Raw genomic sequence first — 25,364 nt, 5'->3', positions numbered from 1 at the left:
TGGAGTGAATTAAAACAACAAAGGGTGGCAAATGCCACCCCTTGTTTTACAGTAAAGCGTTACCAAATGGTAATGACATTACTTTAGGCCAGCAATGTACTCGGCAACGGCATCGATTTCCACATCAGTCATGCCAGTCGCGATGTTACGCATCATCTTGCCTGCATCGTTGGCACGCTCGCCTTTGCGGAAGCTGTTCAACTGGTTTTTGATGTAGGTGACGTGCTGGCCATGCAATGATGGGAAGTTGGCGGCTGGGTTGCCAGCGCCATTCGGGCCGTGGCAGGCTGCGCACGCGGCAACGCCAGTAGCATTGTTGCCACCTTTGTAGACTTGCTCACCCAGTGTCACTTTGCTTTGGTCTGCTTCACCTGGTTTTGCTGTCTGGGATGAAAAGTAAGCAGCCAGATCGGCCATATCCGTGTCACTCAGTGGCTTTGCCATGGGCGTCATGGACGGGTTAACACGCTCATCATTCTTGAAGTTCATTAACTGCTTCAGAATGTAGCTTGGGTGTTGACCCGCAAGCTTAGGCCATTCCGGGTTGGTGCTGTTGCCGTCCGCACCGTGGCAGGCTGCGCAAGTCGCGGATTTGGTTTTGCCCGCTTCAGCATTGCCACCTTCTGCCCAAGCAGATGCAGCGACGCTAACAGCCAAGCCAGTCAGTACAAGCATGAGTACTTTTTTCATGTCGAAGTGCTCCTAATATCAGAAAATCTGTCATGTTTTTTGCGCTGCCGCCGTGACTCCCCATGTTCACTGCTTGACGCGCTGCCTTAACCGTCTTCTCGCGGTTGGGGCAATTGCTTGCAATCATGCCGGGTGCACTTTAATCTGCACCCATCCTGACGCAGGCATACCATATCCATACGCTCTACAGCCTTTCCAGTCTTCCAATCCACCGCTGTGGGAAGGTATTCTGAAAAAAACGACTGAATTGTACAACATATTCTGCTTACGTTCCGCAAAAAATATTAGAGAATGCTAACATTATGAATCGTTATTATCAGCAGGCTAGTTTCCTGCAAAGTGCGACAACCCACAAGACTATGCCTGCGGAAAGCGGTTTGGAGATTGCTTTTGCAGGACGCTCCAATGCCGGAAAGTCCAGTGTAATCAATCGGGTGTGCTCCCAGAAGTCATTGGCGAGAACCAGTAAAACCCCCGGTAGAACCCAGTTAATCAACTTTTTTCAGCTCTCGGATGCCAATTTTCTGGTGGATTTACCCGGTTATGGCTATGCCAAAGTACCAGAAGCCATCAAGCTGGAATGGCAAAAATTTATTGAATCCTATTTGACGCAACGCAATACGCTCAAAGGGATGGTGCTGGTCATGGATATTCGCCACCCGATGACCGATTACGATCAGGCCATGTTGCGTTGGGCGGGCAACAGGATGCTGCCGGTGCATGTGCTGCTTAATAAGTCGGATAAGTTGACGCGCGGGGCAGGGACGAATGTGTTGTTGCAAGTACGCAAGATGTTGGCAGAGAGCGGGATAGCTTCAGTACAGATGTTTTCGGCATTAAACAAGCAAGGGTTAGACGAGTGTTGGGATGTTTTGGATAAGTGGTTGGGTAAGGACGTAAGTATTGTGCAATCTGAGCCGTAAGTGGGACTTATTCAGGAAGAGTTCATTTCTCTGAGGGTATCCTTGTTCCTGCTGGAAAAAGGAACCCCGGCCAAACAGGGGGTCTAAAAAGCCGGGGTTTAATTAACAGGTTTGGATTGGGGACACCAAACCTGTGTCCGTAAACAGAAGACACCGATGCCGGGCTTAAGCATCATTGTAGCGTATCTTCTGATACTTCACGGAAACTTTTAAGGTATTGAATTCCGTCGTTTCAACAAATCTGGCTGAATAGTAGCGCATTTTTGCGTACTATAAAAATAAAATACTTTAATGGCTATTCGCGTTTTATAGTATAGCTGATCTATCAGGCCTTGTGGCACTCTTTGCCCAGATTTTTTTCTGGAACCTGTTTCAAACCCTAGTGCAACCCTTTTTCCCAGTAGGGCTGATTGGCTGCGCTTTGCATATTCCCTTTGGGGGTTGGTGCGGCTGACCTGCCACCCTCTGGTGGTTCAGTGACGACGGTAACATTCCGTGGGCGACCTGCCCGGAGTATGGTCATGTGAACTTCTGCACCTACCCGCAAATCACCAATCATATTTTTGACATCGACGGCATTACCCACGTTTTTGCTGTTGAGCCGTGTGATTACATCGCCGGTCTGGATGCCTGCCTTTTCAGCGGGGGAGCCAGCAATGACTTGATTGATAATGGCTCCTGCGTTGTTCTTCATGCCAAAATCCCGCGCCATGGCGGCATCCATGTCTTGTACTTCTACCCCCAATTGCCCGCGTTCCACCTTGCCGAACTGGACAATTTGCGTAATGACGCCTGCTGCGGTATTGATGGGTACAGCAAAGCCGATACCGAGGTTGCCGCCCCCCTGATCACCGAGAATAGCGGTGTTGATGCCAATCAGTTCGCCTTGCAGATTGACCAGTGGGCCACCGGAGTTGCCCAGATTGATAGGGGCATCGGTCTGGATGAAGTTTTCATATTCACTAATGCCGGGGTTGCGGTGCAAGGCACTGATAATGCCGGAGGTCACGGTTTGCCCAATACTGTAAGGGTTGCCGATGGCCACTACAAAATCGCCCACCCGCAAGCGGTCAGAATCACCAAAGCGCATGGCCGTCAGGTGTTCAGCCGGAATTTGTAATACAGCCAAATCTGCACGCGGATCAATGCCGACCACTTCTGCTTGGTATTTGCGCCCATCTTTCAGGGTCACGTGTATGACATCGGCACTCTCGATAACATGGGCATTGGTTAGGATATGACCACGTTGGGCATGGATGATAACCCCGGATCCCGTGCCGTTAATTTGACCTCCTCCCTGTGGGGAGTCGCCAAAAAAACGTTTGAAAAAAGGGTCGCTCATCAGTGAGTCACTGACGGGCTGATGCCCCTCTGTCGCAATATTAACCACGGCAGGGGTGACTTTTTCCAGCATAGTAGCCAACGAAGGCAGTGCTTGCCCATTAACTTCGGTCGGAAGTGCCGCACAGACGGTGTTCGGTACGGCAACCGGCAGGAGGATGGCTGCCAATAAAGCTATCTTGCGCGTGAGGGGTAACATAACCATGTTTTACTGTTCTCGGTATGTGGCATTCAATGTTTTCAGACAGTTATCCTAGGATAAGGTTCCTTGTCAGATCATGTGCTGTCGGGGATTCCAGGCGAACAGCGCTTTCATTCTGGCATAATACTCTTTTTGTTCTGCGGTATCAGCAGGAGGAGTATGCACGTGCAGCACAATGTATAAATCGCCCGGCTCCTGACCTGCCAGACCCCGGCCTTTCATGCGCATTTTTCTACCTGATTGCGAGCCGGGCGGGATTTTCAAGCTAATCTTGCCTGCCAACGTTTTGACCGTGACCGTTTCACCTAGTGCTGCTTCCCAAGGTGTAATGGGTAAATCCAGATAAATGTTGCTGCCTTCCCGGCGGTAATGGGGATGCTCCTTGATTTTCACCATTAAGTAAACATCTGAGCCGTGCGGGCCTTTGCCGGGGATGCGTATCCTTTTGTCATCCGAGATGTCAGGTGGGATACGTATCTGGACGCTGCCGCCCGCAGGCAAAGTTACGGTTTTTAGACCCCGGTAAATATCTTCCACATCAATTTGTAAGGTGGATGAACTGGTTGTGCCTGTTGATGCCCGTCTGAAGCCGCCGCCAAACAAGCCTTCAAAAAAATCACTGAAGCCGGAAGACTGCTGGGCATTAGCGCCACGCCGGGCGATGCCTTCAAAAAACGACGAATCAAACTGCGGGGACGTTTTCCCCCAGCCCGGTGGTGGTTTGAAGTTTTGACCGGCACGCCACTCCGCACCCAGTTGGTCATAACGGGCGCGTTTAGTGGCATCCCCCAGAACTTCATTGGCTTCATTGATTTCCTTGAAGCGATCTTCAGCCCCTTTGGCCTGATTGCGGTCGGGGTGGTATTTCGCCGCTAATCGTCGGAAAGCTTGCTTGATACTATCCTGATCAGCAGTACGCTCAACCCCCAGTATTTTATAGTAATCCTTATATTCCATCTGATATTACTCAATATTTTGCACTTGTTCACGCATCTGTTCGATCATCACCTTGAGATCGACAGCCGCTTGCGTGGTGTCGGAATCATTGGACTTGGAAGACAACGTGTTGGCTTCGCGGTTGAGTTCCTGCATCAGGAAATCGAGGCGGCGACCAACCGGCTCATCGCGTTCCAGCACGGCGTTGATTTCGTCCAGATGCGCCATCAGGCGGTCGAGTTCTTCCTCAACATCCAGCCGCTGGGCGAGGATGACCAACTCTTGTTCGATGCGGTTGTAATCGGGCGAAATTTTCAGCTCTTCAATGCGATTCAGGATTTTTTCGCGTTGCCCAGCGATGATGCTGGGGCGATGTTTGCGGATGCGTACCGTGATTTCCGCAATCTGATCACAGCGCTGGTAGATGAATTCCGCCAGGCGTTTGCCTTCACGCTCGCGGGTTTCCAGCAAGTCCTCCAGCATATCCTGAAGCAACGCTTTAGCGTGGGCGGCGAGGATGTCACGATCGGGTGTGACATCTTGCGCCACACCGGGCCAGCGCAAAATATCGACGGCCTTGAGCGGTTCCGGGTTGTCGGTAATGGTTTCCAGTTGGCGGCAGGCAATGATCAGGGCGCGAGCCAGCGGTTCATTGATGCGGATTTCGTTGTTATTGCCGGTCGTTGGGCTGAAGCGCAGGGTCGCATCCAGCTTGCCGCGCTTGAGTGTGCTCTGGATGGTTTCGCGGAAACTGTTTTCCAGACTGCGGAATTCTTCCGGCAGGCGCAGGCTGATGTCGAGGTAGCGGTGGTTAACCGAGCGTGCTTCCCACTGGAGAGTGCCATGTTCGATGGTCAACTCGCGGTGGGAAAAGGCCGTCATGCTGCGAATCATGGTTTATTCCTCACCGAGGCCGGACATGCCCAGGATATTCCAACCACCATCCACGTAAGTGATTTCGCCGGTAATCCCGGATGCTAGGTCAGAACACAGGAAGGCCGCTGCATTACCCACTTCCTCAATGGTGACATTGCGGCGCAGTGGGGCGTATTTCTCGAAATGGTCGAGCATTTTGCGGAAACCCGCAATCCCGGAAGCTGCCAGTGTGCGGATAGGCCCGGCGGAAATTGCATTCACGCGGATACCCTGTGGCCCCAGATCAGCAGCCATGAAACGTACCCCAGCTTCCAGACTGGCTTTAGCCATGCCCATCACGTTGTAGTTGGGGATAGCGGCAACCGCACCCAGATAGCTTAATGCCAGCATGGAGCCGTTGCGCCCGGCCATCATCGGTTTGGCGTAACGTGCCAGCGCGAGGAAGCTGTAAGCACTGATGTCGTGTGCAATTTGTGAACCTTCGCGGGTGGTGTTGTCCACAATGCTGCCAGAAAGCTGCTCTTTTGGCGCAAACGCGATGGAGTGCACCACGATGTCCAGCCCGTCCCACTGTTCACCCAGTTGCTGGAAAGCGGCGGCGATGCTGGCATCTTCCGCCACTTCGCAGGGGATCACGATGCTGGAGCCGAATTGTGCTGCGAATTTTTCTACCCGGCCTTTCAGCTTGTCATTCTGGTAGGTGAAAGCCAGCTCAGCGCCTTCGCGGTGCATGGCCTCGGCGATACCGTAAGCGATGGAACGGTCACTTGCGACCCCGGTAATCAGGGCGCGTTTGCCAGTCAGAAAACCCATGTGAACTCCTATTTGTGTAAATGCTGCACCCCGAAGGGGTTAATGATATGCTCTAGAACCCTGAATTATGCAGTAAATGAACAAGCGTATGCAAAAACGATCGAGCACCACGGGCTGGTTGCTGTATTTGTTAATCACGGTGGTCATTATATTGATCGTGCTGACCATGTACCAGATTGACCGGCAGTGGAACAAGCTGGCAGCGGTGCAAGCTGCCATGTCAGAACAGGCGAAAGATATACGCGAGCTACGCACGGCGCTCAGCAGTGGTGTGGTGCGTCAATCTGGCGGTGCTGGCGCAACCGCTTCTGTTTCCCCAGCGTTCCAACGCGCCCAAGCCATGACGCAACAAGCCGATTATGCGCAAGGCGACTGGAGTGTCGACGCTTTTGGTACCAACCTCAAAACCCTGACCCCGCTGGTGTCGACCGATGCTTACGCATCCGACGTGCAAAGTTATGTGCTGGAAGGTTTGATTACCCGCAACCCGGATACCCTGGAATGGGAGGGGCTGATTGCTAAAAGCTGGCAGGTAAGCCCTGACGGTTTGACTATTACCTTTCAGATGCGTTATGACGTAACCTTTTCCGACGGTGTGGCGTTGACGGCGGATGATGTGGCGTTCAGCTTTAACTTCATCATGACTGATGCGATTCAAGCACCGCGTGAACGCGCCTACTACGAAAAGATCAAGGAAGTGAAAGTACTTAACCCTCATGAGGTGGTGTTCGTTTACAAAGAACCGTACTTCGAGGCGCTGTCGCTGGCGGGAACCTTGAGCATTTTCCCCAGGCATTTTTACGAACCTTATTTGAAGACACCGCAGGTATTCAACGAATCCAAAGGCTTGTTGCTGGGCAGTGGCCCTTACCGTTTAGCTGATCCGAAAGGCTGGCGACCGGATGCAGGCAGTGTGGAACTGGTGCGCAACGACCGTTACTGGGGGGATGTGCAGCCTTCGTATAATCGCATTTTGTGGAAAATTATCCAGAACGACAGTGCCCGCCTGACCACGTTCCGCAATGGCGAGATTGATGCTTATGGTGCGCGTCCCAAAGAATACGCGGGTTTGAAACATGACGCGCAAATCATGGCGAATAGCCATAATTTCGAGTACATGCCGCCGGTAGCAGGCTACAGCTATATCGGCTGGAATCAGGAGCGTGCGGGCAAGCCCACCCGGTTTGCAGACAAGCGGGTACGTCAGGCCATGTCTTACCTGACCGATGTGCCGCGCATTATTCAGGATATTTACCTCGGTTATGCAGAAGCGGCGATTAGCCCGTTCAGCAATACCAGCAAGCAGCATGATACCAACCTGAAGCCTTACGCGTTCAATCTGGAAAAAGCGCAAGCCTTGCTGAAAGAGGCGGGTTACGAAGACCGCAATCAGGATGGCGTGTTGGAAGACAAAGATGGTCAACCCTTCAGCTTCAAGCTGACGTATTTCGAGGGCAATGAAGACACCCAGCGCATGGTGTTATTGCTGAAAGATTTGTATGCACGTGCTGGTGTGAAAATGGAACCGTTCCCACAAGAATGGCCGGTAATGCTGGAATCGCTGAATAAAAAAGACTTTGATGCGATCACGTTGGGGTGGACGAGTGGGATTGAAACCGACATTTTCCAGATGTTCCACAGCTCGCAAGCGAAAACTGATGGTGATAATACCATCAGCTACAAAAACCCTGAGCTGGACAAGCTGATGGATCAGGCGCGTGCCACGGTGGATGAAGCAGCCCGGATGCCGTTATGGCAGCAGGCCGAACGCATTATGGTGGAAGACCAGCCGTATACCTTCCTGATGCGCCGCCAGTCTTTGTTGTTCGTGGACAAGCGCATTCATAATCTGCAAATGACCAAGCTCGGTTTGAACCGGGGCAGCTTGCCGGTGGAAAACTACGTGCCTGCGGCGATGCAGAAGTATACGAAGTAGATTTAGCAGGTATTTATGGGTCTCAAACTACTGGTTGACATATGCCCCTTATTACGTCGCAGGACTGGCGTAGGTAATTATATTTTCTATCTGTTGCGAGAATTGCTTCAGGATGACAGGGTTGATGATATTGTCGGCGTTTGTGGAACAAGATTTTGGAGCCGACAGGAGTTGTTTGGTCTGCTTTTTTTGCCAGCGTCTGGTACGTCAAGTAGCCTGTCAGGGCAGCAGGTGAGTATTGATTTGCTTGCACGAATGAAGAGTCTTTTGAAGCGTTTTCCCTATATCAGAGATCTTCGCGTTGTTGCTCAAACGGTGCGCTTGGCCTACACGGGCAAGCGTTACAAAGAGTACATTTTTTGGGGAGGGAATTACTACCTGCCCCCCTTCATCAAGTGTAAGTGTCTTTTGACAATTCATGACCTGTCACACATTCATTATCCTGAATGCCATCCTGTGGATCGTGTCAGATTTTTGGATAAGCATTTGCCGACAGCAATCCAGCGTGCTAGTGCCATCACGGTGGTTTCCGCTGCAACGCAGGAAGACGTCCTTAAGACATTTGGTGACTCGTTGGTTTTACCACCTATTTTTGTGGTGAGTCCGGCGGTCGGTGAGCATTTCTTGAATCTGGATATTGCTGTCGAAGCGCAGGTAAGGTTGAAGTACGCATTACCCGAAAAATTTATCTTGTCAGTTGGAACATTTGAACCGAGAAAAAATTTGATTAGATTGCTTGATGCTTATGCGGCCTTGGCAGGAACGGTACGGGATGAATGGCCTTTGTTACTGGTGGGAGAAAAAGGTTGGCTTGCGGAAGATATTGTCGGAAAAATCAGCGCTGCTGATAATGTTCGTTGGTTGGGTTATGTTCCTGAAGCAGATATGCCGTACCTCTACAAGTTGGCTGGTGTGTTTGTTTATGTTTCTTTATTTGAGGGATTCGGTATGCCCATTCTGGAAGCCATGTCGGTGGGGACACCCGTGATTGCTTCTGATCGCGGTTCGATGAGGGAGGCTGCGGGTAATGCGGCACGTTTGGTTAATCCAGAAAAAACGGAAGAAATCAGTCATGCACTTGCAGAAGTCATAACTTGTACTAATATAAAGGATGGGTTGCGTATCAGCGGCGCACAACGCCAACAAGGACAGACTTGGGGGGCGAGAAAAGACGATATGCTCAAAATTCTACAACACATCAAGACTTGATACTTTTAATTATGAATCCAACAAAATTGACAGTTGCATCGTTACGCAAAGTATTCCTACTGGAGGGGCTTGATGATGCTACCTTGGGGATTGTTCTTAAACAGCTTACAGTGCGACGTTATGAAAAGCGGGACGTTATTTTACAGAAAGGTGCCTCAGATGGGGAACTTTTGTTCCTTCTGGCGGGTCAGTTGCATGTAGTTGATTATACTTTGCAGGGTAAAGAGGTTTTCCTGCATGTCATTCAGGCCGGGGATTATTTTGGGGAGCTGTCTGTCATTGATGGTGCGCCCCGTTCGGCTTCAGTTGTTGCGGTCAAGGAGTCTGTTGTTGCATTTTTGTCGAAACAACATGCATTAAATCTTTTTCATAATTACCCATCTGTAGTTGAGCGATTGTTGGGCAGATTCGCGCAGGTGATTCGGCAAGCATCAGGTCGACAGATGTTGTTAAGTATTCCCTCTGCCCATGCACGGGTGTATGTGATGTTATCGCGGATGCCACGGGTGCTACCTGTCCAGGAAGAAGGGGAGGAGGAACCTGTGGTTTTAGATAATGTTCCTACACAACAAGAAATTGCTGGAATGGTTAATACGACTCGGGAAACGGTGTCAAGAGCGATGCAGATTCTTGTAAAAGAAGGTATAATTAAAAAAGATAAGCGTAAAATAATTATCTTGCAGCCTACCGTATTAGAAGAAAAGGCAATGCAAGGGGAGGGGATGCTGGTTAAGGACATTGATGAATAGTAAGGGCTTTACTGAGAGGCAAATAACATGAAATACATATCGGCAGCGTTTATGGGGATGGCAGTGTTTGTGGGGACAACTCTGTTTGCTCAGGTACATGCGGATCAGACTATCAACGCTGCGCCACAGGCAGTTGGTAAGGTGGTTTTCCTACTGGGTCAGGCTAATTTATATGCAAAAGATGGGAGTGTGATGCCCGTTTTCAGGGGGATGGATATACCTGAGGGGGGGCGCTTTGTTGTTCAGGATCGGAGTCAGGTCGGTTTGCGCATGATGGATGGTGCTACGGAGCAGATTCGTGCCAATAGTGTCTTTGAGGTCAAACAATACGATTTTGACCCAGCAAATCCCGCTGCAAGTGAAATCCGCCTTGAGCTGGTCGAGGGCGAGGTTGTTAGTAAAACGGGTAAAGGTGGGCAGGCAGCCAAACACCGCTACCGTCTGAATACTCCCATTGCGGCTATTGGTATTCGAGGAACAGAATTTACGGTGAATACTACGCAGTTGCAAACCCATGTCAGTTTGCGTTCTGGGGCAATCGTCATGTCCGGCTTTAACAACGGTTGCCAACGTACAGGGCTCGGGCCTTGTATGGGGGGGAGTGCCGAGACACTTTCTGAGGCGCAACAGGGTTTGGCACTAGTATTACAGGCGGGGCAGTTTAAGCCTCAACTGATACCCGTGGTGCAGGTGAATCATGTCTCGGTGTCACAAAACGTAAAAGAGGGGCAGGCTAGTTCTAGTGATACCAAGACTAGTGATACCAAGACTAGTGATACCAAGACTAGTGATACCAAGACTAGTGATACCAAGACTAGTGATACCGTAGTTGCTTCAGGGGCATCTGCTGCCGTGCCTGCCAAGGAGAGTTCCAAGACTTCTGCCACCGTCGTTGCTGTGGCGGACACTGGTGTTGCTGCAACAGGCTCCACCAAAAGCAGTACTTCGCCCGTTCAGGTGAGTGAGCCAATTGCCTTGGGAGGTGTTGGGTCTACCAAAGAATCAAGTAGTGTAGATGCTGCGAAAGCAGGGGAAATAGCCAAGGTTGCAGTCTTAACCCCTGCATTGGTTCAAGTAGAGACACCAACCCAGGCGGTAATCACGCCTTCTCCAGTTGCAGGGCCAAAAGAGTTTGTCATTGACGTGAGTGGTGATAGTGTGGCTCCGATTACTTCGCCAGCCGTGCCGAATGTTCCAGTAGTCGCTCCCTCTCTTCCTACCAGTACCACTCCAGTGGTTAAATGGGGTCGTTGGAGTCCAGCGGCAGGTGCAGGCGCTATCCCGTTGAGTGAGCAAGTGGGTAAAGAATATGCCTTGATTACTTCCAACAGTCAGTATGCGGTTACTCGTTTGGCAAAATATGACAAGTTGCTGCCAACCGCTCCTGCCGTTTACAACTTTAAGCCCGGTACTTCAGAGGCTTATATCCGGGAAGGGGGGCGTTACACCAAGGCTACCGTTGGTGATGCCAGATTACAGGTTAAGATTAATAATGCTGATTCTGCGTCCTTTTCCACAGGGTTTTCCTTGGCATCAGAGGCATATAACGGTTCGGTAACTGCAACGGGCACGATTTCCAAGGATGGCATCATGATGGATGACCGCTTGGATCGGGCAACGGTCATCCAAGGGGCTGTAGCCGGTGACGGGACAACCCTTAATAGTGCTGCATACACTTTCTACCATTCAATCAATACTACGCAAGATTCCTTTGGCGGTATTGATTGGGTGAATCCTTGAGAGAATTAGGTAGTATGACTTGTTGAAGATGGGCTTGATACCGTGGTTAGGGCGGGCTGTATTAGTGATGGTGGTGGGGCTCGTTTTGTTGCTGGCGTCCACGTGGGATTCCGGTGGTTTCTATAGTACTAGCCAAGCCCGCTTATGGAATGCCTACCAACAGTGGGGCAGTGTTTTTACTGCGCATTCCCCGTATGTTGTGGTCGTCCAGATTGATGCCGATAGCATTAAGGCATTGCGTGAAAATGATGGGGAAGATTGGCCATGGTCACGGCAGCGTTACGCTGAGTTGCTGCAATTGTTGTTTGAAGAGTACAAGGTAGCCGTTGTTGGGTTGGATATGTATATGCCTGATGATCGGGATGCAAAGGGTAATACGGCTTTGCTGGATATTGCTCGGCGCTATCCGGTGGTATTTTCTCAAGCGTTTGATCTGGAAAATGAGCCCGCTAATGCTTTTTTGAGTGGTCAGGTCAGTGCAGGGGTGGCGATTGATAATCCCCTTGCCGATAGCATTTTCCCACATGCAAGGGGTTACATCGGTAATACCAGTCTCTTGGCTAGTGCGCCTTGCGTTGGTCATATTACATCCATCAAAAATAACGAGGGCATGATCACTCAAGTAAACCCTTTTATTCTGTGGGAAGGGCGTTTATTCCCCATGTTGGCTTTGGAAATGCTGCATTGTTATTCGGGAGCCGATAAACGCTATGATTTCACGCTCACTGAACAGGCTAATGGTTGGCAAATACAGGCTCATGGTTTGTTAGGAGAGGGGAGCGTTACCCGTTTGGTGGTGAATGACGAAGGGCAGTTGCGCATACCTTATTTGATTCCGAAGGATTACATTGTGGGGATTCCCGCGATTGATGTGCTGAAGCGCCAGGTTGACCCAGCCTATGTACAGTATTTACAGGGAGGGATGGTGTTGCTGGCTGGGACAGCGCCGGGATTGGGTGATCAGCAGGCGACACCATTGAGCAATAATATTCCGGGGGTATCGGTGCATGTGCAAATATTGGACTGGCTCTTATCTGGTAAAGATAACGTCCCCGACTTTTCCCTCGATGTATGGTCTTGGATTTCGGGTTTCGCAGGGTTGATTGTGCTGTATGTCATGTTGGCGTTCGGGTTTAGAGCCAGCGTGGTGGTGGTGGTTACGGTATTGTTGATGGTGGGGTGGCTGGGTCTGGGCTTTTGGGTGTGGGTAGATCGCCAATGGTTTTTACCCATGCATCCCGCTATGTTGTTCCTGTTCTTTTTGGTATTCCAGATTCCAGTGGAGTGGTGGATATCTCAGAGTGCCGCTGGGCGGTTGCGTCATGTTTTCCGGGACTATTTGCCTACTTCTTTGGTTGATCACATTGTGAATGATAGCAGGACTGACTTGTTGCAGCCCAGTCGCCGTTCCCTGACGGTGTTGTTTGCTGATATTGCCAACTTTACCGAGCGGGCAGAGCATTCAGCACCAGAAGAAATTGCGCTGCTGACCCAGCAAATTCTTGAGTGTTTGACGGTGGTGGTACATAAGCATGAAGGAACGTTGGATAAATACATGGGAGATGCTGTGATGGTGTTCTGGAATGCTCCTTTCCAACATGACGATCATGCAGATAAGGGGGTTCAGGCAGCGTTGGATATGCTAGAGGCTATCAAGCAATTCAATCAGTCTTATGGCATAAGAAGGCTGAGGGGGAAGCCGGTTCTTGTGCGGATTGGTGTGCATACAGGGGATGTCATTGTGGGGGATTTGGGGACACGTTTCAGACATGCCTATACAGCTATTGGTGATGCAGTCAATGTTGCTGCCCGTTTACAAACGTTTGCCAGAGAAATAGAGGAACCCTTGGTCGTTAGTCAGCAGACGGTGGAGTGTTTACAACACGAATATCCCCTTGTCAGTCGGGGTATGATGGCACTTAAGGGTAGGGAAAACAGAGTCGGCATTTACACACTAAAACCGGGTAAAGTTACGGAGGGTGGTTGATGGTGTGCTTTTTGTCTGGATGGCAGTTTGATCGCTGGTTACGTTGTTGCTTGGGGCTTTTGATGTTGGGGGCAACGTCGGCAAGCGTGCTTGCTGCGGATCAGGTATCTGAAGTGGATTTTGGTCAGTCGCTGGAGCTGGCAGCCCAAGCCTGTGAAGCAGGTGATAATGCGGGTCTGGAAAAAGCGAGTGGGGAAATACGCCAACTTTTGGCTGCTTTGCCCAGCCTTGATGTTGCATGGCGACAATATGTCGAGCAATGGCTGCTGTTATTCCAGTATGGGGTGTGCCGCCCGGAGCAAATACAGCGGAACAAGCTGAGTATGGATGGTCAGCATGTCCCTGCTGCGGAGTCAAACGGGGCAGCCAGTTTTTCAGTGGCAGTGGGTTATCTGGATAATGTGAATCTTGGGACACGCCATGAACGTCTCAGCATCAATAACCCTTTTGGCAACGGTAAAATAGAATTAGAGGTTGATGAAAGCAGTCGACCCCTGTCATCGTCCTTTGTGAATATCAGGGGGGGGTATCAGGTATTGAATACGCACGGTGGGCTTGATTATGTTGCTGCTCAGAAGCAGTTTTATCCTGATGTACCCAAAAATAACATAACAGGGTTCGCGGCAGGTCGGCAGTGGCTAAGTGCTCAAGAGGGTCGGGAAGCCCAGATTGCTTTTGTGGGTGATGGGCGAGGTAATGCTCGCGGTAGTATCGGGGGGCGATACCAAAAGATATTGGGTGCTCAGGCTCTGAAAGTACTGGAGGCGGGGCTGAGGTATGATATTTACCCTGAACAGAAGGGGCTGGAAGCGTTGCTCACAGATCTCAGTATCAAGCAACAATATCCGTTACAGGCGCGGGGGAAGCTGTTGACAGATATTACCCTGACGTATGATCACGCGCTTGGCGAACGACCGGGTGGGGGGCGAGCGGAGCTGGAGTTGTCAGGCAATTGGGAGGGGGAAGCCATTGCTGGCTGGCAACCCAGTCTTGGGGCAACGCTAGCCTATAAACGTGATTTTGACCCTTATAATCAAGTGTTGTTTGGTGACAGTGTGCGCAATCAGGTACGAACAGGGCTGGATATTGGATTAGCCAAAAAAATATCAAAAAATAAGCGTTTGTTATTGCAGTATAATATGGATCGCATACAGGATAGCGAAATCCCTCTGTTTGATTTACCGGTTGGTAATACAGTCAGTCTTGCTATTGAAGGCAACTTAAGTAAATAGCGCGTTTTCGTGTCTATTTCGCCTGTTTTCTGACGATCTAGCGTCAAACTCCTCATATATCATCTTTTCAGTCATCCTACATTCTGCTTGTTTTATAAGCAAAATGCATTTAATTATAAACAAATCTTCTGACTGGTGATGCGTATCACATATTCGCGAATTAACTCTATGTATAGTTAGCCTCAATCCGTTGAGTAATAAGTTACAGCGGACTTACACAATACTGATCAATAGATATTATTCACTATTTCTAAATTAATTAGGAGCATACTCATGGCCGCAATCGACTATTTCAATCAAGTGCAAGACATCTATATTGCTTATTATGGCCGTCCTGCTGACCCAGAAGGCTTGGCTTACTGGGCTGCTCGCCTGGATGGTGCCAATGGCAACCTCAATGAAATCATCAGTGCATTCGGTAACTCTGACGAAGCCACTGCTCTGTACGGCAGCGAGTCTGTCGCATCACGGATCGACAAAATTTACATGCAATTGTTTGGTCGTCCTGCTGAAGCTGAAGGTCTGGCGTTCTATGAAGGCGAGATTGCTGCTGGGCGTAAGACAACCGAGTCTGCCATGCTGGACATCCTGAATGGTGCACAAAATGATGACTTGGCGGTTCTGCAAAACAAACAGGCAGTTGCCAGTGCGTTCACGGCTCATCTGAATGAAACTCGCGAATCCAATGCTTATGCTGGTAATGCAGCGGCTAACACCGTGCGTGATTTCATGAGCGATGTTCGTAAAGACAACTTGAAAGACAAGCAGTTGAATATTGACCCAGTGATTGAGACACTGGTTGGTGGCAACCCAGCACCAACGCCTACAAGTGTTTCTTTGACTACTGGCACTGACGTACTGTCTGGCACGCTGTTTGAAGCAGGGGTAGGTTATACACCGGGCGGTAATGACCGTGTCAATACCTTGCAAGATGAAGATTTCCTGACCGGTATGGGTGGCAATGCTACGTTGAATGTTACGTTGGGCACGCCTAACGATAACGGTACGAATATTGTTACACCACAACTGCACAATATGCGTACTGTCAACGTAGACTTCACCAGCGGCACCCAGCCAATGGAATTGAACCTGCAAGACGCGCCGGGCGTTGAGTTTGTTCATATCAACCGCATTACTGGCGCGAACAACAGTGCCACTATCGGCGATATGAGAAGCATCCCGCTGAACATGTCACTGAACAACACAACTGCACAAACCAACACGGTCACGTTTGACTTCGCTGCTCATACACTGGATCGCGTTAGCTCGGCATCCTCTGATGGCGATGTATCTGCCATCACCATCAACAATGCTGATGTTAACCATTTGGTTATCGGTGAAGTAGACAAGCAACTGAACGCTCTGGAAGCACTGAAAATTGACTCTGCGGGCAACCAGACACCTAACGTGATTGGCGAGTTGAACGTACATGGCTTGGAGCAACTGGTTGTTTCAGGTAGCAGCAACCTGACAATCGGCGATCTGACCGGTATGGACACTTCACTGCGCTCTTTGGATCTGCGTGAAATGACCGGCACTCTTACCCTGTCTGACAAAGCCGTTAACCTGATCAAAGTTGACGAAGACAGCTTGAATGCAGGCCAGAAAGTTGACGGTCAAGATGCTGGCAGCGACGTGCTGGAAATCTTCAACACGGCTGATGTTTCCCCGGCTGACTTGGCTGGCTTCAAAAACATCGACAAAATCGTGTTCAGCAGCGGTGATCAAACTGAACAGCAAGTGCTGACCCTGAAACTGAACGATGCCATTCTGGATGGTTTTGACACTGCTGGTACTGCTTCAGTGGCTACCCCAGAAATCGTCAAGCTCGCACTGGGTGCCGGTACTGCTGACAAGAAAGTGGTGCTGGATCTGACTGATGTCACAACCCCGGGCAAATTCCTGTTCGAGGTTTCCGCAGCAGATTTGGTTAAATTCCAGCTTATCGACCCGAATGGCGTCTTCCCAGGCGTTGTGACTCCTGTTAGCAACCCAACATTCAGCATTGCTAATGCAAGCGTTGCGGAAGAAGCTGGTTCTGTCACGCTGACCATCTCTCGTGATATCACTACTGATGCTGCGACTGTTGATGTTCAGACAGCAAACGGCACGGCAATCGCTGGTCAAGACTATACGTCTGTTACACAGACAGTTAGCTTTGCTGCTGGTGCAGCAACAGCCACTGTTGTAATCCCAGTATTGGATGACGCACTGCCTGAAAGTGCTGAAACCTTCACTTTGGCATTGTCCAACCCGTCTATGGGCACTATCGGCGCAGCCGGTACAGCGACTGTCACTATCACTGATACTGACGTTGCAGGCCCAGTTGCCCGCACCGTGACAGTCACTAACGGTATTGACGATGCGGCTGCTGGCAGCAACACAACGGAAAATGCTGCGATTGATGACGTTACTTTCGTGATTGCTGATGGCATCGGTGCTGACTTCACTTACACCATCGACGGTTTTGGTGCTGGCGACAAGATTGACTTTGAAGATGGCTTCATTGTCCCAGCCAGCATTACCAACGTTGACTTTGCTGATGGCCTTGTCCAGATCAGTGCGGCTGATGCTTCTGGCAATATCGCAACCATCGTACTGACCGGTGTTGCGGCTGAAAACGGCTCTACGTTCATCGTGGATGCTACTACGTTCAACAACACTTTTGGTGCAGGCAGCCTGATCTAAGGTCACTGCACTAGAAAACCAGGTACTCAACACTCGTTGAATACCTGGGGGCTTATTTTCAACTAAGGAGTTAATTCAAATGGCACGTATTCTTTTATCAAGCGGCGAAAAACTCAATATCGCCAGCGACAGCGGCAATGTTATCGGTAATGCTGGTGTAGAAACAGTTGTTATCTATGATAACGCACCCTTCAACGTCGATGGCATTACACTGGACCAAAACGTTGAACGCGCTGATGTGGCATCTGCTAGCAGCGCTTACAAGTTCCAGGCGACTGGTAACGTACTGAAAGTGTTTGGTACGGATGGCAAATTGGTCGTGGAAATGCCGATCAATACTAGTGGCACCCAAACCGTTGCTTTTGGCGATGGTTCTGCTGTGGTCAAGTTTGAAACGACTGGTGCGAACGCCGGTAAAGTCACTGTCGGTGGTGTAGCGGTTTCTGCTACTACTGGCGGTGCTGTTGTGACCGGTGCTTCTCTGGATGTAGCGGGTGCAAGTACTCATGGCGTAGCACTTACGCCGACTTTCAGTCTGGTGGCTGGCGCACCCAGTGTTGATGAGGGCTCCACAGCCAGCTTCACACTGACCACTACCAATGTGGCGGATGGTACTTCTGTTCCTTACACCCTTTCTGGCATCAATGCGGATGACTTGGCTTCAGGCAGCCTGAGCGGTGTGGCAACAGTTACTGGTGGCAAGGCTACCATTTCCGTTGCACTGAAGGCAGATGCGACCACTGAAGGTGCGGAAACCCTGACCGTCAGCATTAATGGTCAAAGTGCAACGGCTGCGATGACGGTGAATGATACTTCAACCACACCGCTTCCTTCCGTATTCAGCATTGCAGCGGCAAGCGCTGCGGTTGTAGAAGGTGATACGGGTGCATCCACGGATGTAGTGGTAACGATTACTCGTACTAACCCTGCACAGGCAGCTACCGTTGAAGTGAACTTCACTGGTACGGCGGACGCGGCTGATTACACTGCTACCGACCCAGCGCCAACAGGTTCTCAAGTGGCGTTCGCAGCAGGCGAAACCACCAAGACCCTGACGGTATCTGTTAAGGGTGATACCGTAATTGAAGCGAATGAAACCATCATTGTTGGCTTGTCAAACGCTTCTGGTAGCAACACCATTGCAACACCAGCAGCATCAGTTACTGTGACTATCACCAATGATGACGTTGCACCACTACCAACCGGCCAAACTTTCTCACTGACGACTGGTTCAGACACAGGCGCTGCTTTCACCGGCACGACTGAAGCTGACACCTTTAATGCAGGTGAGTTTAGTTCAGGTGCGGCTTCTTCCAAAACACTGACCGCAGGTGACAATCTGAACGGTGGTGCGGGTGTGGATACCCTGAACGTTTCAGCTTCCGACGTTGCGCCTAACCCTGACAATTACAATGGTTTCTTCATGAGCGGGATTGAAGTCCTGAATGCGACTTCTGAAGGTGGCCAAGTATTTGACCTGTCCGGGACAACGGGTTTGACAACAGTCAAGTCCAGCAACTCTTCTGGCTCTGCTGCCTTTAACCAAGTATCTAACCTGGTTGACTTGGAAGTGGTAAACCTGACAGGTGCTTCCCCTGTGACTGTTCAGTATCAGGATACCGCTGTAGTCGGTACGACTGACAGCATGAATGTTAAACTGAGCAACAGCAATGTTGGTGCTGTCACGATTGGTAGTGTGACTACCGCCAACGCTGGTGTTGAGACAGTTAACCTGACGGCTGAAGGTGCGGCTAGCACCGTGGCTGCTCTGAACACTAACCTGACTACCCTGAACTTTACAGGAACTCAGAATGTAGCCATTACAGGTGCGTTGAATGGCACGGTTACGGCTATCAATGCTGCTACTGCAAGTGGTGGCTTGACGGTGGCTACCAATACAGCCAATGCCCTGAACTTTGCCGGTGGTACTGGTAACGACCAAGTGACCTTTGCTGCGGGTACATTAACCGTATCGGATACAGTGACCGGTGGTACTGGTGATGACCGCATCGTGGCTAACCAAGCGGATCTGATCGCGGCAGAGAGCCAGATCAGTGGTGTTGAATATATCCGTGTGCAGGATACGCTGACTGGCGTACAGAATGCGGACAACGCCCTTAACATTGAAGGTGACAACTACGCCGGTGCTACCCGCATTGAATTGGCGGCAGGTTACAACAATGCCCGTATTGATGATTTGACCAGCGCTGTGCAGCGTGTTGACATCCTGGCTGGCCCGGTCACGGGTACTTTGCAGCTTGATGATGCCGGTAGCAGCGCGACGGCTGACAAGTTCACTATCGGGGTGGGTAATAATGCCGATACGTTCCTGGGGACGGCTGCGACCAATGTGACTGGCGCGAATGTGGGTTTTGTGTCTGGCTCGATTGAGACAGTTGACATCATCTCCAATGGCTCAGCAGCCACAGCTCCGGTCAACAGCCTGACACTGGGTGCGGGTACTGCCAACATCAATACCGTCAATATCTCAGGTGCGGAAGGCTTGACCTTGGCAACTACGGCCAGCAATATCACTGCGGTGAATGCAGGTACAGCAACCGGCAACCTGAACCTGACTGGCGTGACTTACAGCACAACGGCTGCTGCCACCATCACAACCAATACTGGTAATGATGTAGTGACAGGTTCCGCTCGTGGTGACACCATCAATGTAGGCGCAGGCAATGACACGGTTAACGGCTCTACAGGTGCTGATACCATTACCTTGGGTGCTGGTACTGACCGGGTGGTTTACACTTCGCTTGCCCAGTCCAACTCTCCGGTTACTGGCGTCGCTACTACTGGGACAGACACCATTGTCGATTTTGTATCCGGTACGGATGTCATCGACCTGACAGGTCTGGGAATTACTAGCTATTTGGGTTCCTTCGCTGAATTCTCCGCTACACAAGGTGCGTTGACTGGTGTTAATGCAGCGGCTTTCGATGATGCAACCGATACTTTATGGGTGAATCTGGACGGTAACGGCACACTGGACTCCAATGACTTCCGGGTCAAGTTGTCAGGTGTGAACAGCTTAGCGGCAGCGTCTGTGGCAACCATCAATAATAGTGGTAGTAACGTAACGCTGACAGCTCCTGCTTCAACGTCCACTGGGACAGCGTTTGATGACACTATCAATACCACTGTTGCCAATTTGGCAGGTTCTACGGTTAACGGTGCGGGTGGTACTGACAAGCTGGTGATCAGCGATGCCATCACGACTGCCAACTTCTCGGTAGATGACGGTAGTCAAACGACTGGTAATGTACAAAGTGTTGAAGAAGTGACATTGGCAGCGGGCACCACTGGTGTTGGCAGCTTCACTATCAATGGTGAGTTCAACAAAGTAACGGCTGGTGCAGCATCCAGTATCACACTGGGTACTGCGGGTCGTAACGTTGTGGGTTCAACAGGCGCCGACACTATCAGTACCACATCAGCACTCTTGAGCGCTGCTACAGTGGACGGTGGTGCTGGTACGGATACCTTAGCTCTTACTGCCGTGACTGCTCCTATGGTCTTGAACAATGGTACCACAGGTGGTGTCCTTTCCAACTTTGAACAGGTATCTCTGGCGAATGGCACTGGCGGTAACGCTGTGACGATCTTTAACAACCCAACGGGTGTTTCTGTTGCCACAACGACGGGTGCTGCTTCCATCGTTAACTTGGGTAACGGTGGTCAGTCCTTCACTGGCTTGGTTGGTAACCAGATTGTATCCAGTGACGCTACTGTGAATGGTAACGATACCATCACGACGGGTGCAGGTGCTGACGTGATCTCTGTCGGTGGTGGTAATGACAACATCCAGACAGGTACTGGTGTTGACGTCGTTAATATGAACGATGTGTTGGGTGGTGTGGCGCTGACGAGTGCAGATACAGTTAACGGTGGTGGTGATGCGGGTGATACATTGAATATCACTGGCCCAGCTAGCGCAGCAGGTAGCGATCTGACTAACGTAACAGGCTTCACTAACCTGAACATCTTGACTAATGGTACGCCAAGCACTTATGTGACTACGGACAATTTGGTGGCAGCGGGTACACTGGCTGTTAACATGGGTGGTGCTACCGCAGCGGTCACGTTCAATGGTGCAGCAGAGACCACTGGTTCCTTCTCCATGCAAGGCAGTGCGTTTAACGACGTATTGACCGGTGGTGCGTGGGCTGATACCTTTGATGGCGGTTTGGGCAATGACACTATCAATGCTGGTGCTGGTGGTGATATCGTGAATGGGTCTGCCGGTAATGATGTGGTTGACCTGGGTGCTGGTGATGATGTCTTCTTGACCACATCTGGTGTGGCTGGCAATGCCACAGTGACAGGTGGTGCTGGCAGCGATTTATTCGCACTGACGGATTTGGCTGTTGGTACTAATGCGTTCCAGACAGGTGTTATTAGCTTAGCTGATTTTGCCTTGGGTGCAGCCGGTGACCAAATCTACTTGGATTTGACTGACGCCGATTCGATCGTTGCTCGGGATGGCTTTGGTGATATTGTTGGTGGTGTTCCTATTAGTGATGATATCGTTATTCTGGGGACAGCGCAGACAACTGCCCAAATCACTAGTGCTGCTGCTGCTGCTATGGATGGTGTGGTAGCTGTCTTTAACAGCAGTACCGGTCACGGTGAACTGTGGTTTGATGCTAATTGGTCTGACAGTGCAGGTCGCGTACAAATTGCCTCGTTGGATAATATGACCAGTGCAGCACAGTTGGGTGGTTTGTCAACCATCAATGGCGTTGACTTCATTTTGGCGTAAACGTTAACCGATCGGCTATTCGTAGCTGATCAGTTTTGAGTAAAGCCCTTCAATCATTAGATTGGAGGGCTGAGGATAGAAAATACTTTTTAGTGTATAATACTTGTCAGGAAGGAAAGAATATGAAGTGTTTTTCTAGTTCCTGCCACTGTTACACTGTTATTTAAGGAGATTAAAATGAAACTGAAAGTTATGGCTACAGCGCTTCTAATGGCTGCTACAGTAGGTGTTAGCAGTAATGCAAATGCTGCCGTGAGTGATATTTTTGCCAAGTTGAATTTATTGCGTAATGCTGTGGTGATTAGTCCTGCGGCTGCCAATAACCCGGCACTGACTACTAAATTAACCGCAGTTAATACTCAAGTGCAAGCACAGCAGGCTCAAGTGGCTGCGTCTACCGCAGCAGCAAACACAGCAGCTACGGCAAACGCTTCTGCGGTAGCTACTATTCGAGCTGTTATCCAGCAACAACAGGCTAGTGCAGGCATTAGCGACAAGTAATTGCTTTAATTGCTTTAGTCTAATCGACAAAAGCCCGCCATCTGTTACAGGTGGCGGGCTTTTTTTTGGCAGGCTTGATGGGGGCAAAGTCTGGCGAGGTCTGCTAGACTTGGTGTGACATATTCATTAAGGTCATTACCATGCAAGCTGTTGCTTCCCTGCGCTACGGGGTTATTTTCAAAAAAGCGTTCTCCCAGCCGGACGTATTCACCGCCTTCGTCAAGGATATTCTCGGCATTGAGCTGGATATTGACCATGTAGAAACTGAAAAGTCCTTCCCCAGCCCCATCGGCAGTATTGACAGTATTGACAGTCGTTTTGACCTGTTTGCTGAGGACAAAGTCAAGCGCATCATCGTTGACATCCAGCATCGCCGTTACGGCGATCATTACCACCGTTTTCTACACTACCATTGCGCTGCCCTGCTGGAACAGGCAGTCAGTGCCAGAAACTACCAGCCCGCCCTGAGCGTCTACACCATTGTTATCCTCACCTCCGGCGACCGCCACCAGCGCGACATGAGCCAAATTGACTTTGACCCTAAAGACCGGCATGGTCAGGGTTTAGGTGAAATTCCCCATAAAATCCTTTTCCTGTGCCCGAAATACGTCAACGCGGAAACCCCCGAACCGTGGCGCGAATGGCTGCTAGCGATTGATGACAGCCTCGATGGGCAAGTGGATGAAACCCACTACCACAAGGCTTGTGTGCAAAAAATCCTTGAAACGATTCGCCAAGACAGCCTCACCCCGCAGGAACGCGCCCGCATGAAAGATGAATACAGCGAGGAGGCTTGGCTACAGGATAAACTGGGGGAGAGCCTGCAACAGGGTTTGGAGCAAGGCAGGCAGGAAGAAAAAGAAGAGGTTGCCCTGCGCCTGTTGGCGAAGGGCATGGACGTGGTGTTGGTGGCGGAAGTGACCAACTTGCCGTTGGAGCGGGTGCAAGCGCTATGGGAGCAGAGACGGCGCGAGAATTGAGTGCAACAACTGCAAGTGTTGTGGCAGGCAGGTCTGGGTGAAGTCGTAGTGTTGAATGGCGTGGGTGCGGGCATTGCTTGGTAGCGACTGGTAAGCCGCTGGGTTAGCGAGTACCCGGCAAACGCCCTCTGCTAGGGCGGGCGGGGAAAAGAAATCCACCAATAGCCCGGTTGCTTGGTCGGTGATGACTTCACGGATCGGGGCAGTATCGGCAGCGACAATCCGGCAACCGGCACTCATCGCCTCCAGTAACGACCACGACACCACAAACGGGTAGCTCAGGTACACATGGGCAGTGCTGAGTTGCAGTAGTTTGAGGAAAATATCATAGGGGACTTGCCCGGTAAAATGGATGCGACGCATATCCAACCGTTCGTGGACTTCTTCCAGAAATACCTGTTTCCAAGTTTTGCCACTGTTGCTGGCTTTGCCATAACTGAAGCTGTCACCCCCCAAGATGAACACGCGCACATCCGGGTGTGCCTGCTGAATCAACGGTAAAGCCCGCATGAACTGATGGTAGCCGCGTGCCGGTTCCAGATTGCGGTTCACAAAGGTCAATACCTTGTCGCCGTAGCGCACACTTTCCCCGGTTTCCTGAATACGTAACTGAACCTGCGGGTTGGGTTTGACCTGTTGGGTGTCGATGCCTTCATGGATGACCTTGACCTTGTGCTGGTAGGCACTGGGTAGCAACGAATGCTGCCAATGGGTCGCCGTTACCCCGACGTCGCAACTTTCCAGTGTTGATAGCAGGTGCAGATTCCTGACCGCACATTTGCGGCTGACATGGGCTTCAGGCGGAAATTCCGGGTCAAAATTCAGGTCACCGCCCCATTCGTGGTAGAAGTATTCAAAATAGGCCACGACCCGCGCGGTGGGCCATACCTCTTTCAGGAATAACGCTTCCCCCCAGCCACTGTGGGCGCAGATCACCTCAGGGGTGTAACCTTGTGACTTGAGCGTGGCGCAGGTGGCTGCCACGGCTTCCCCTCGCTTGTAGGCACTTTCGACATTGACCAGGAACGGGTGCAAGCCGGGGGTATTGCCACTAGCCAACCCATAGGGGACGTTACGGATGCCGCTGATGGTAGGTTCCGGGCGCATGGAAACCGCGAGCACCTCATGCCCAAGCTGTTGCAAGGCAGGCGCGAGGCGGGCATATTGCCCCGGGAAATTTTGGTGGATGAAGAGTATTTTCATGCCATCACTTGCAGTTTGAACAGTTGTTTTGCAGCATCGCTGGGTTCGTGCGTGAAGGCCACGGCTTGGATTTCGAGGTTGCCTGTCTGGGTGAATACCCAAGGAAAACCGTGCTGGCGTAGGGCGTGTAGCAGGGATTTGGGGGTGAAGCCGGTCTTGTGGGCAAAAAAGTCCTCCCCACTCTCGGCAATTTTCTTGCCATAGCCGTATAGCACGTCCAATGCCGTGATCGGTCCGGCGGGTGACTGGTACAGCGTATCAGTGAGGTCAAGGTTTTTAGCCAGTACAGTGCGCATTAGTGCATCCACATCAGGTACGCGGATGTGGACAAAACCGCTATCTTTGAGCACATGCCGGAAACCAGCCAACACTTTGGGTACATCATGTGCGTAATAATGTTCAAGGTTGTGCGAGCAATAGATGGCGTCATATTGATCCGCCGTCAGTGTGTCCAACTGGCGTGCGTCACAGACCACATCCGGGTTACCGCTGGGGTCGATGTCCAACAGGATATGTTCAAAGCCTGCATATTGGGGGGGGAGCGGGATGGCTTTGCTGTTGCCGCCGACATTTAGTACTTTATTCGTCAT

General features: G+C 50.8%; 18 protein-coding genes. 11 read left to right on the top strand and 7 right to left on the bottom strand.

Annotation, left to right across the window (positions count from 1 at the left end):
* Positions 1 to 78: 78 nt before the first annotated feature.
* Positions 79 to 690 (bottom strand): c-type cytochrome, encoded by a 612-nt coding sequence (locus J9253_RS13175; RefSeq protein ID WP_210221402.1) that lies wholly within the window; start codon positions 688 to 690, stop codon positions 79 to 81.
* Positions 691 to 992: 302 nt separating this feature from the next.
* Here J9253_RS13175 and yihA point away from each other — a divergent pair, with 302 nt between their 5' ends.
* Entirely contained in the window at positions 993 to 1,613 is a 621-nt protein-coding gene (yihA, locus tag J9253_RS13170; protein WP_210221401.1) for a ribosome biogenesis GTP-binding protein YihA/YsxC, read from the top strand.
* A gap of 379 nt (positions 1,614 to 1,992) precedes the next feature.
* Here yihA and J9253_RS13165 read toward each other — a convergent pair whose 3' ends face one another.
* From J9253_RS13165 to J9253_RS13150, 4 genes are all read right to left on the bottom strand, one after another.
* Positions 1,993 to 3,159: a trypsin-like peptidase domain-containing protein gene (locus J9253_RS13165; protein WP_210221400.1), complete on the bottom strand. Its 1,167-nt coding sequence runs from the start codon at positions 3,157 to 3,159 to the stop codon at positions 1,993 to 1,995.
* Positions 3,160 to 3,225: 66 nt separating this feature from the next.
* Complete coding sequence (locus J9253_RS13160; protein ID WP_210221399.1) at positions 3,226 to 4,113, bottom strand: DnaJ C-terminal domain-containing protein; 888 nt, start codon at positions 4,111 to 4,113, stop codon at positions 3,226 to 3,228.
* A gap of 6 nt (positions 4,114 to 4,119) precedes the next feature.
* A complete protein-coding gene (locus J9253_RS13155; protein WP_210221398.1) occupies positions 4,120 to 4,986 on the bottom strand; it encodes a YicC/YloC family endoribonuclease in 867 nt (288 codons plus the stop codon).
* A 3-nt stretch (positions 4,987 to 4,989) separates the two neighbouring features.
* Entirely contained in the window at positions 4,990 to 5,781 is a 792-nt protein-coding gene (locus tag J9253_RS13150; RefSeq protein WP_210221397.1) for an enoyl-ACP reductase FabI, read from the bottom strand.
* A gap of 88 nt (positions 5,782 to 5,869) precedes the next feature.
* Here J9253_RS13150 and J9253_RS13145 point away from each other — a divergent pair, with 88 nt between their 5' ends.
* From J9253_RS13145 to J9253_RS13100, 10 genes are all read left to right on the top strand, one after another.
* The gene (locus J9253_RS13145; protein ID WP_210221396.1) at positions 5,870 to 7,717 is read left to right on the top strand and encodes a peptide-binding protein; all 1,848 of its coding nucleotides are present in this window, start codon (positions 5,870 to 5,872) and stop codon (positions 7,715 to 7,717) included.
* A 15-nt stretch (positions 7,718 to 7,732) separates the two neighbouring features.
* Positions 7,733 to 8,926, top strand: a complete 1,194-nt coding sequence (locus tag J9253_RS13140; protein WP_210221395.1) for a glycosyltransferase family 4 protein — start codon at positions 7,733 to 7,735, stop codon at positions 8,924 to 8,926.
* Between the two features lie 11 nt (positions 8,927 to 8,937).
* Positions 8,938 to 9,675, top strand: coding sequence for a Crp/Fnr family transcriptional regulator (locus J9253_RS13135; RefSeq protein ID WP_210221394.1), 738 nt, complete (start codon positions 8,938 to 8,940; stop codon positions 9,673 to 9,675).
* A gap of 27 nt (positions 9,676 to 9,702) precedes the next feature.
* A complete protein-coding gene (locus J9253_RS13130) occupies positions 9,703 to 11,415 on the top strand; it encodes a FecR family protein (protein ID WP_210221393.1) in 1,713 nt (570 codons plus the stop codon).
* 28 nt (positions 11,416 to 11,443) lie between these two features.
* Positions 11,444 to 13,402 (top strand): adenylate/guanylate cyclase domain-containing protein, encoded by a 1,959-nt coding sequence (locus J9253_RS13125; protein ID WP_228291584.1) that lies wholly within the window; start codon positions 11,444 to 11,446, stop codon positions 13,400 to 13,402.
* An 11-nt stretch (positions 13,403 to 13,413) separates the two neighbouring features.
* Positions 13,414 to 14,634 carry a hypothetical protein gene (locus J9253_RS13120; protein WP_210221391.1) on the top strand — a complete coding sequence of 407 codons (1,221 nt, stop codon included), beginning with the start codon at positions 13,414 to 13,416 and terminating at the stop codon, positions 14,632 to 14,634.
* A 273-nt stretch (positions 14,635 to 14,907) separates the two neighbouring features.
* Positions 14,908 to 17,322, top strand: coding sequence for a Calx-beta domain-containing protein (locus J9253_RS13115; RefSeq protein WP_210221390.1), 2,415 nt, complete (start codon positions 14,908 to 14,910; stop codon positions 17,320 to 17,322).
* Between the two features lie 79 nt (positions 17,323 to 17,401).
* Positions 17,402 to 22,090: a beta strand repeat-containing protein gene (locus J9253_RS13110; RefSeq protein ID WP_210221389.1), complete on the top strand. Its 4,689-nt coding sequence runs from the start codon at positions 17,402 to 17,404 to the stop codon at positions 22,088 to 22,090.
* Between the two features lie 177 nt (positions 22,091 to 22,267).
* Complete coding sequence (locus J9253_RS13105; RefSeq protein WP_210221388.1) at positions 22,268 to 22,591, top strand: hypothetical protein; 324 nt, start codon at positions 22,268 to 22,270, stop codon at positions 22,589 to 22,591.
* Positions 22,592 to 22,731: 140 nt separating this feature from the next.
* Positions 22,732 to 23,571, top strand: coding sequence for a hypothetical protein (locus J9253_RS13100; RefSeq protein WP_210221387.1), 840 nt, complete (start codon positions 22,732 to 22,734; stop codon positions 23,569 to 23,571).
* On the opposite strand, the gene J9253_RS13095 is transcribed toward J9253_RS13100, so the two are convergent.
* Complete coding sequence (locus tag J9253_RS13095; protein ID WP_210221386.1) at positions 23,542 to 24,774, bottom strand: glycosyltransferase; 1,233 nt, start codon at positions 24,772 to 24,774, stop codon at positions 23,542 to 23,544. The two genes, J9253_RS13100 and J9253_RS13095, sit on opposite strands and share 30 nt — an antisense overlap.
* The gene (locus J9253_RS13090) at positions 24,771 to 25,364 is read right to left on the bottom strand and encodes a class I SAM-dependent methyltransferase (protein WP_210221385.1); all 594 of its coding nucleotides are present in this window, start codon (positions 25,362 to 25,364) and stop codon (positions 24,771 to 24,773) included. Before J9253_RS13090 ends, J9253_RS13095 begins: the two co-directional genes overlap by 4 nt.

It is taken from the genome of Thiothrix litoralis (genome assembly GCF_017901135.1).
GTDB lineage: Bacteria > Pseudomonadota > Gammaproteobacteria > Thiotrichales > Thiotrichaceae > Thiothrix > Thiothrix litoralis.
The sequence above is the reverse complement of the archived record's forward strand: the minus strand, read 5'-3'. Positions and strand labels throughout refer to the sequence as shown.

Coding starts and splice junctions, on each gene's coding strand:
- J9253_RS13175 (WP_210221402.1), bottom strand. CDS start 690: ATGAAAAAAGTACTCATGCTTGTACTGACTGGCTTGGCTGTTAGCGTC.
- yihA (WP_210221401.1), top strand. CDS start 993: ATGAATCGTTATTATCAGCAGGCTAGTTTCCTGCAAAGTGCGACAACC.
- J9253_RS13165 (WP_210221400.1), bottom strand. CDS start 3,159: ATGGTTATGTTACCCCTCACGCGCAAGATAGCTTTATTGGCAGCCATC.
- J9253_RS13160 (WP_210221399.1), bottom strand. CDS start 4,113: ATGGAATATAAGGATTACTATAAAATACTGGGGGTTGAGCGTACTGCT.
- J9253_RS13155 (WP_210221398.1), bottom strand. CDS start 4,986: ATGATTCGCAGCATGACGGCCTTTTCCCACCGCGAGTTGACCATCGAA.
- J9253_RS13150 (WP_210221397.1), bottom strand. CDS start 5,781: ATGGGTTTTCTGACTGGCAAACGCGCCCTGATTACCGGGGTCGCAAGT.
- J9253_RS13145 (WP_210221396.1), top strand. CDS start 5,870: ATGCAAAAACGATCGAGCACCACGGGCTGGTTGCTGTATTTGTTAATC.
- J9253_RS13140 (WP_210221395.1), top strand. CDS start 7,733: ATGGGTCTCAAACTACTGGTTGACATATGCCCCTTATTACGTCGCAGG.
- J9253_RS13135 (WP_210221394.1), top strand. CDS start 8,938: ATGAATCCAACAAAATTGACAGTTGCATCGTTACGCAAAGTATTCCTA.
- J9253_RS13130 (WP_210221393.1), top strand. CDS start 9,703: ATGAAATACATATCGGCAGCGTTTATGGGGATGGCAGTGTTTGTGGGG.
- J9253_RS13125 (WP_228291584.1), top strand. CDS start 11,444: ATGGGCTTGATACCGTGGTTAGGGCGGGCTGTATTAGTGATGGTGGTG.
- J9253_RS13115 (WP_210221390.1), top strand. CDS start 14,908: ATGGCCGCAATCGACTATTTCAATCAAGTGCAAGACATCTATATTGCT.
- J9253_RS13110 (WP_210221389.1), top strand. CDS start 17,402: ATGGCACGTATTCTTTTATCAAGCGGCGAAAAACTCAATATCGCCAGC.
- J9253_RS13105 (WP_210221388.1), top strand. CDS start 22,268: ATGAAACTGAAAGTTATGGCTACAGCGCTTCTAATGGCTGCTACAGTA.
- J9253_RS13100 (WP_210221387.1), top strand. CDS start 22,732: ATGCAAGCTGTTGCTTCCCTGCGCTACGGGGTTATTTTCAAAAAAGCG.
- J9253_RS13095 (WP_210221386.1), bottom strand. CDS start 24,774: ATGAAAATACTCTTCATCCACCAAAATTTCCCGGGGCAATATGCCCGC.
- J9253_RS13090 (WP_210221385.1), bottom strand. CDS start 25,364: ATGACGAATAAAGTACTAAATGTCGGCGGCAACAGCAAAGCCATCCCG.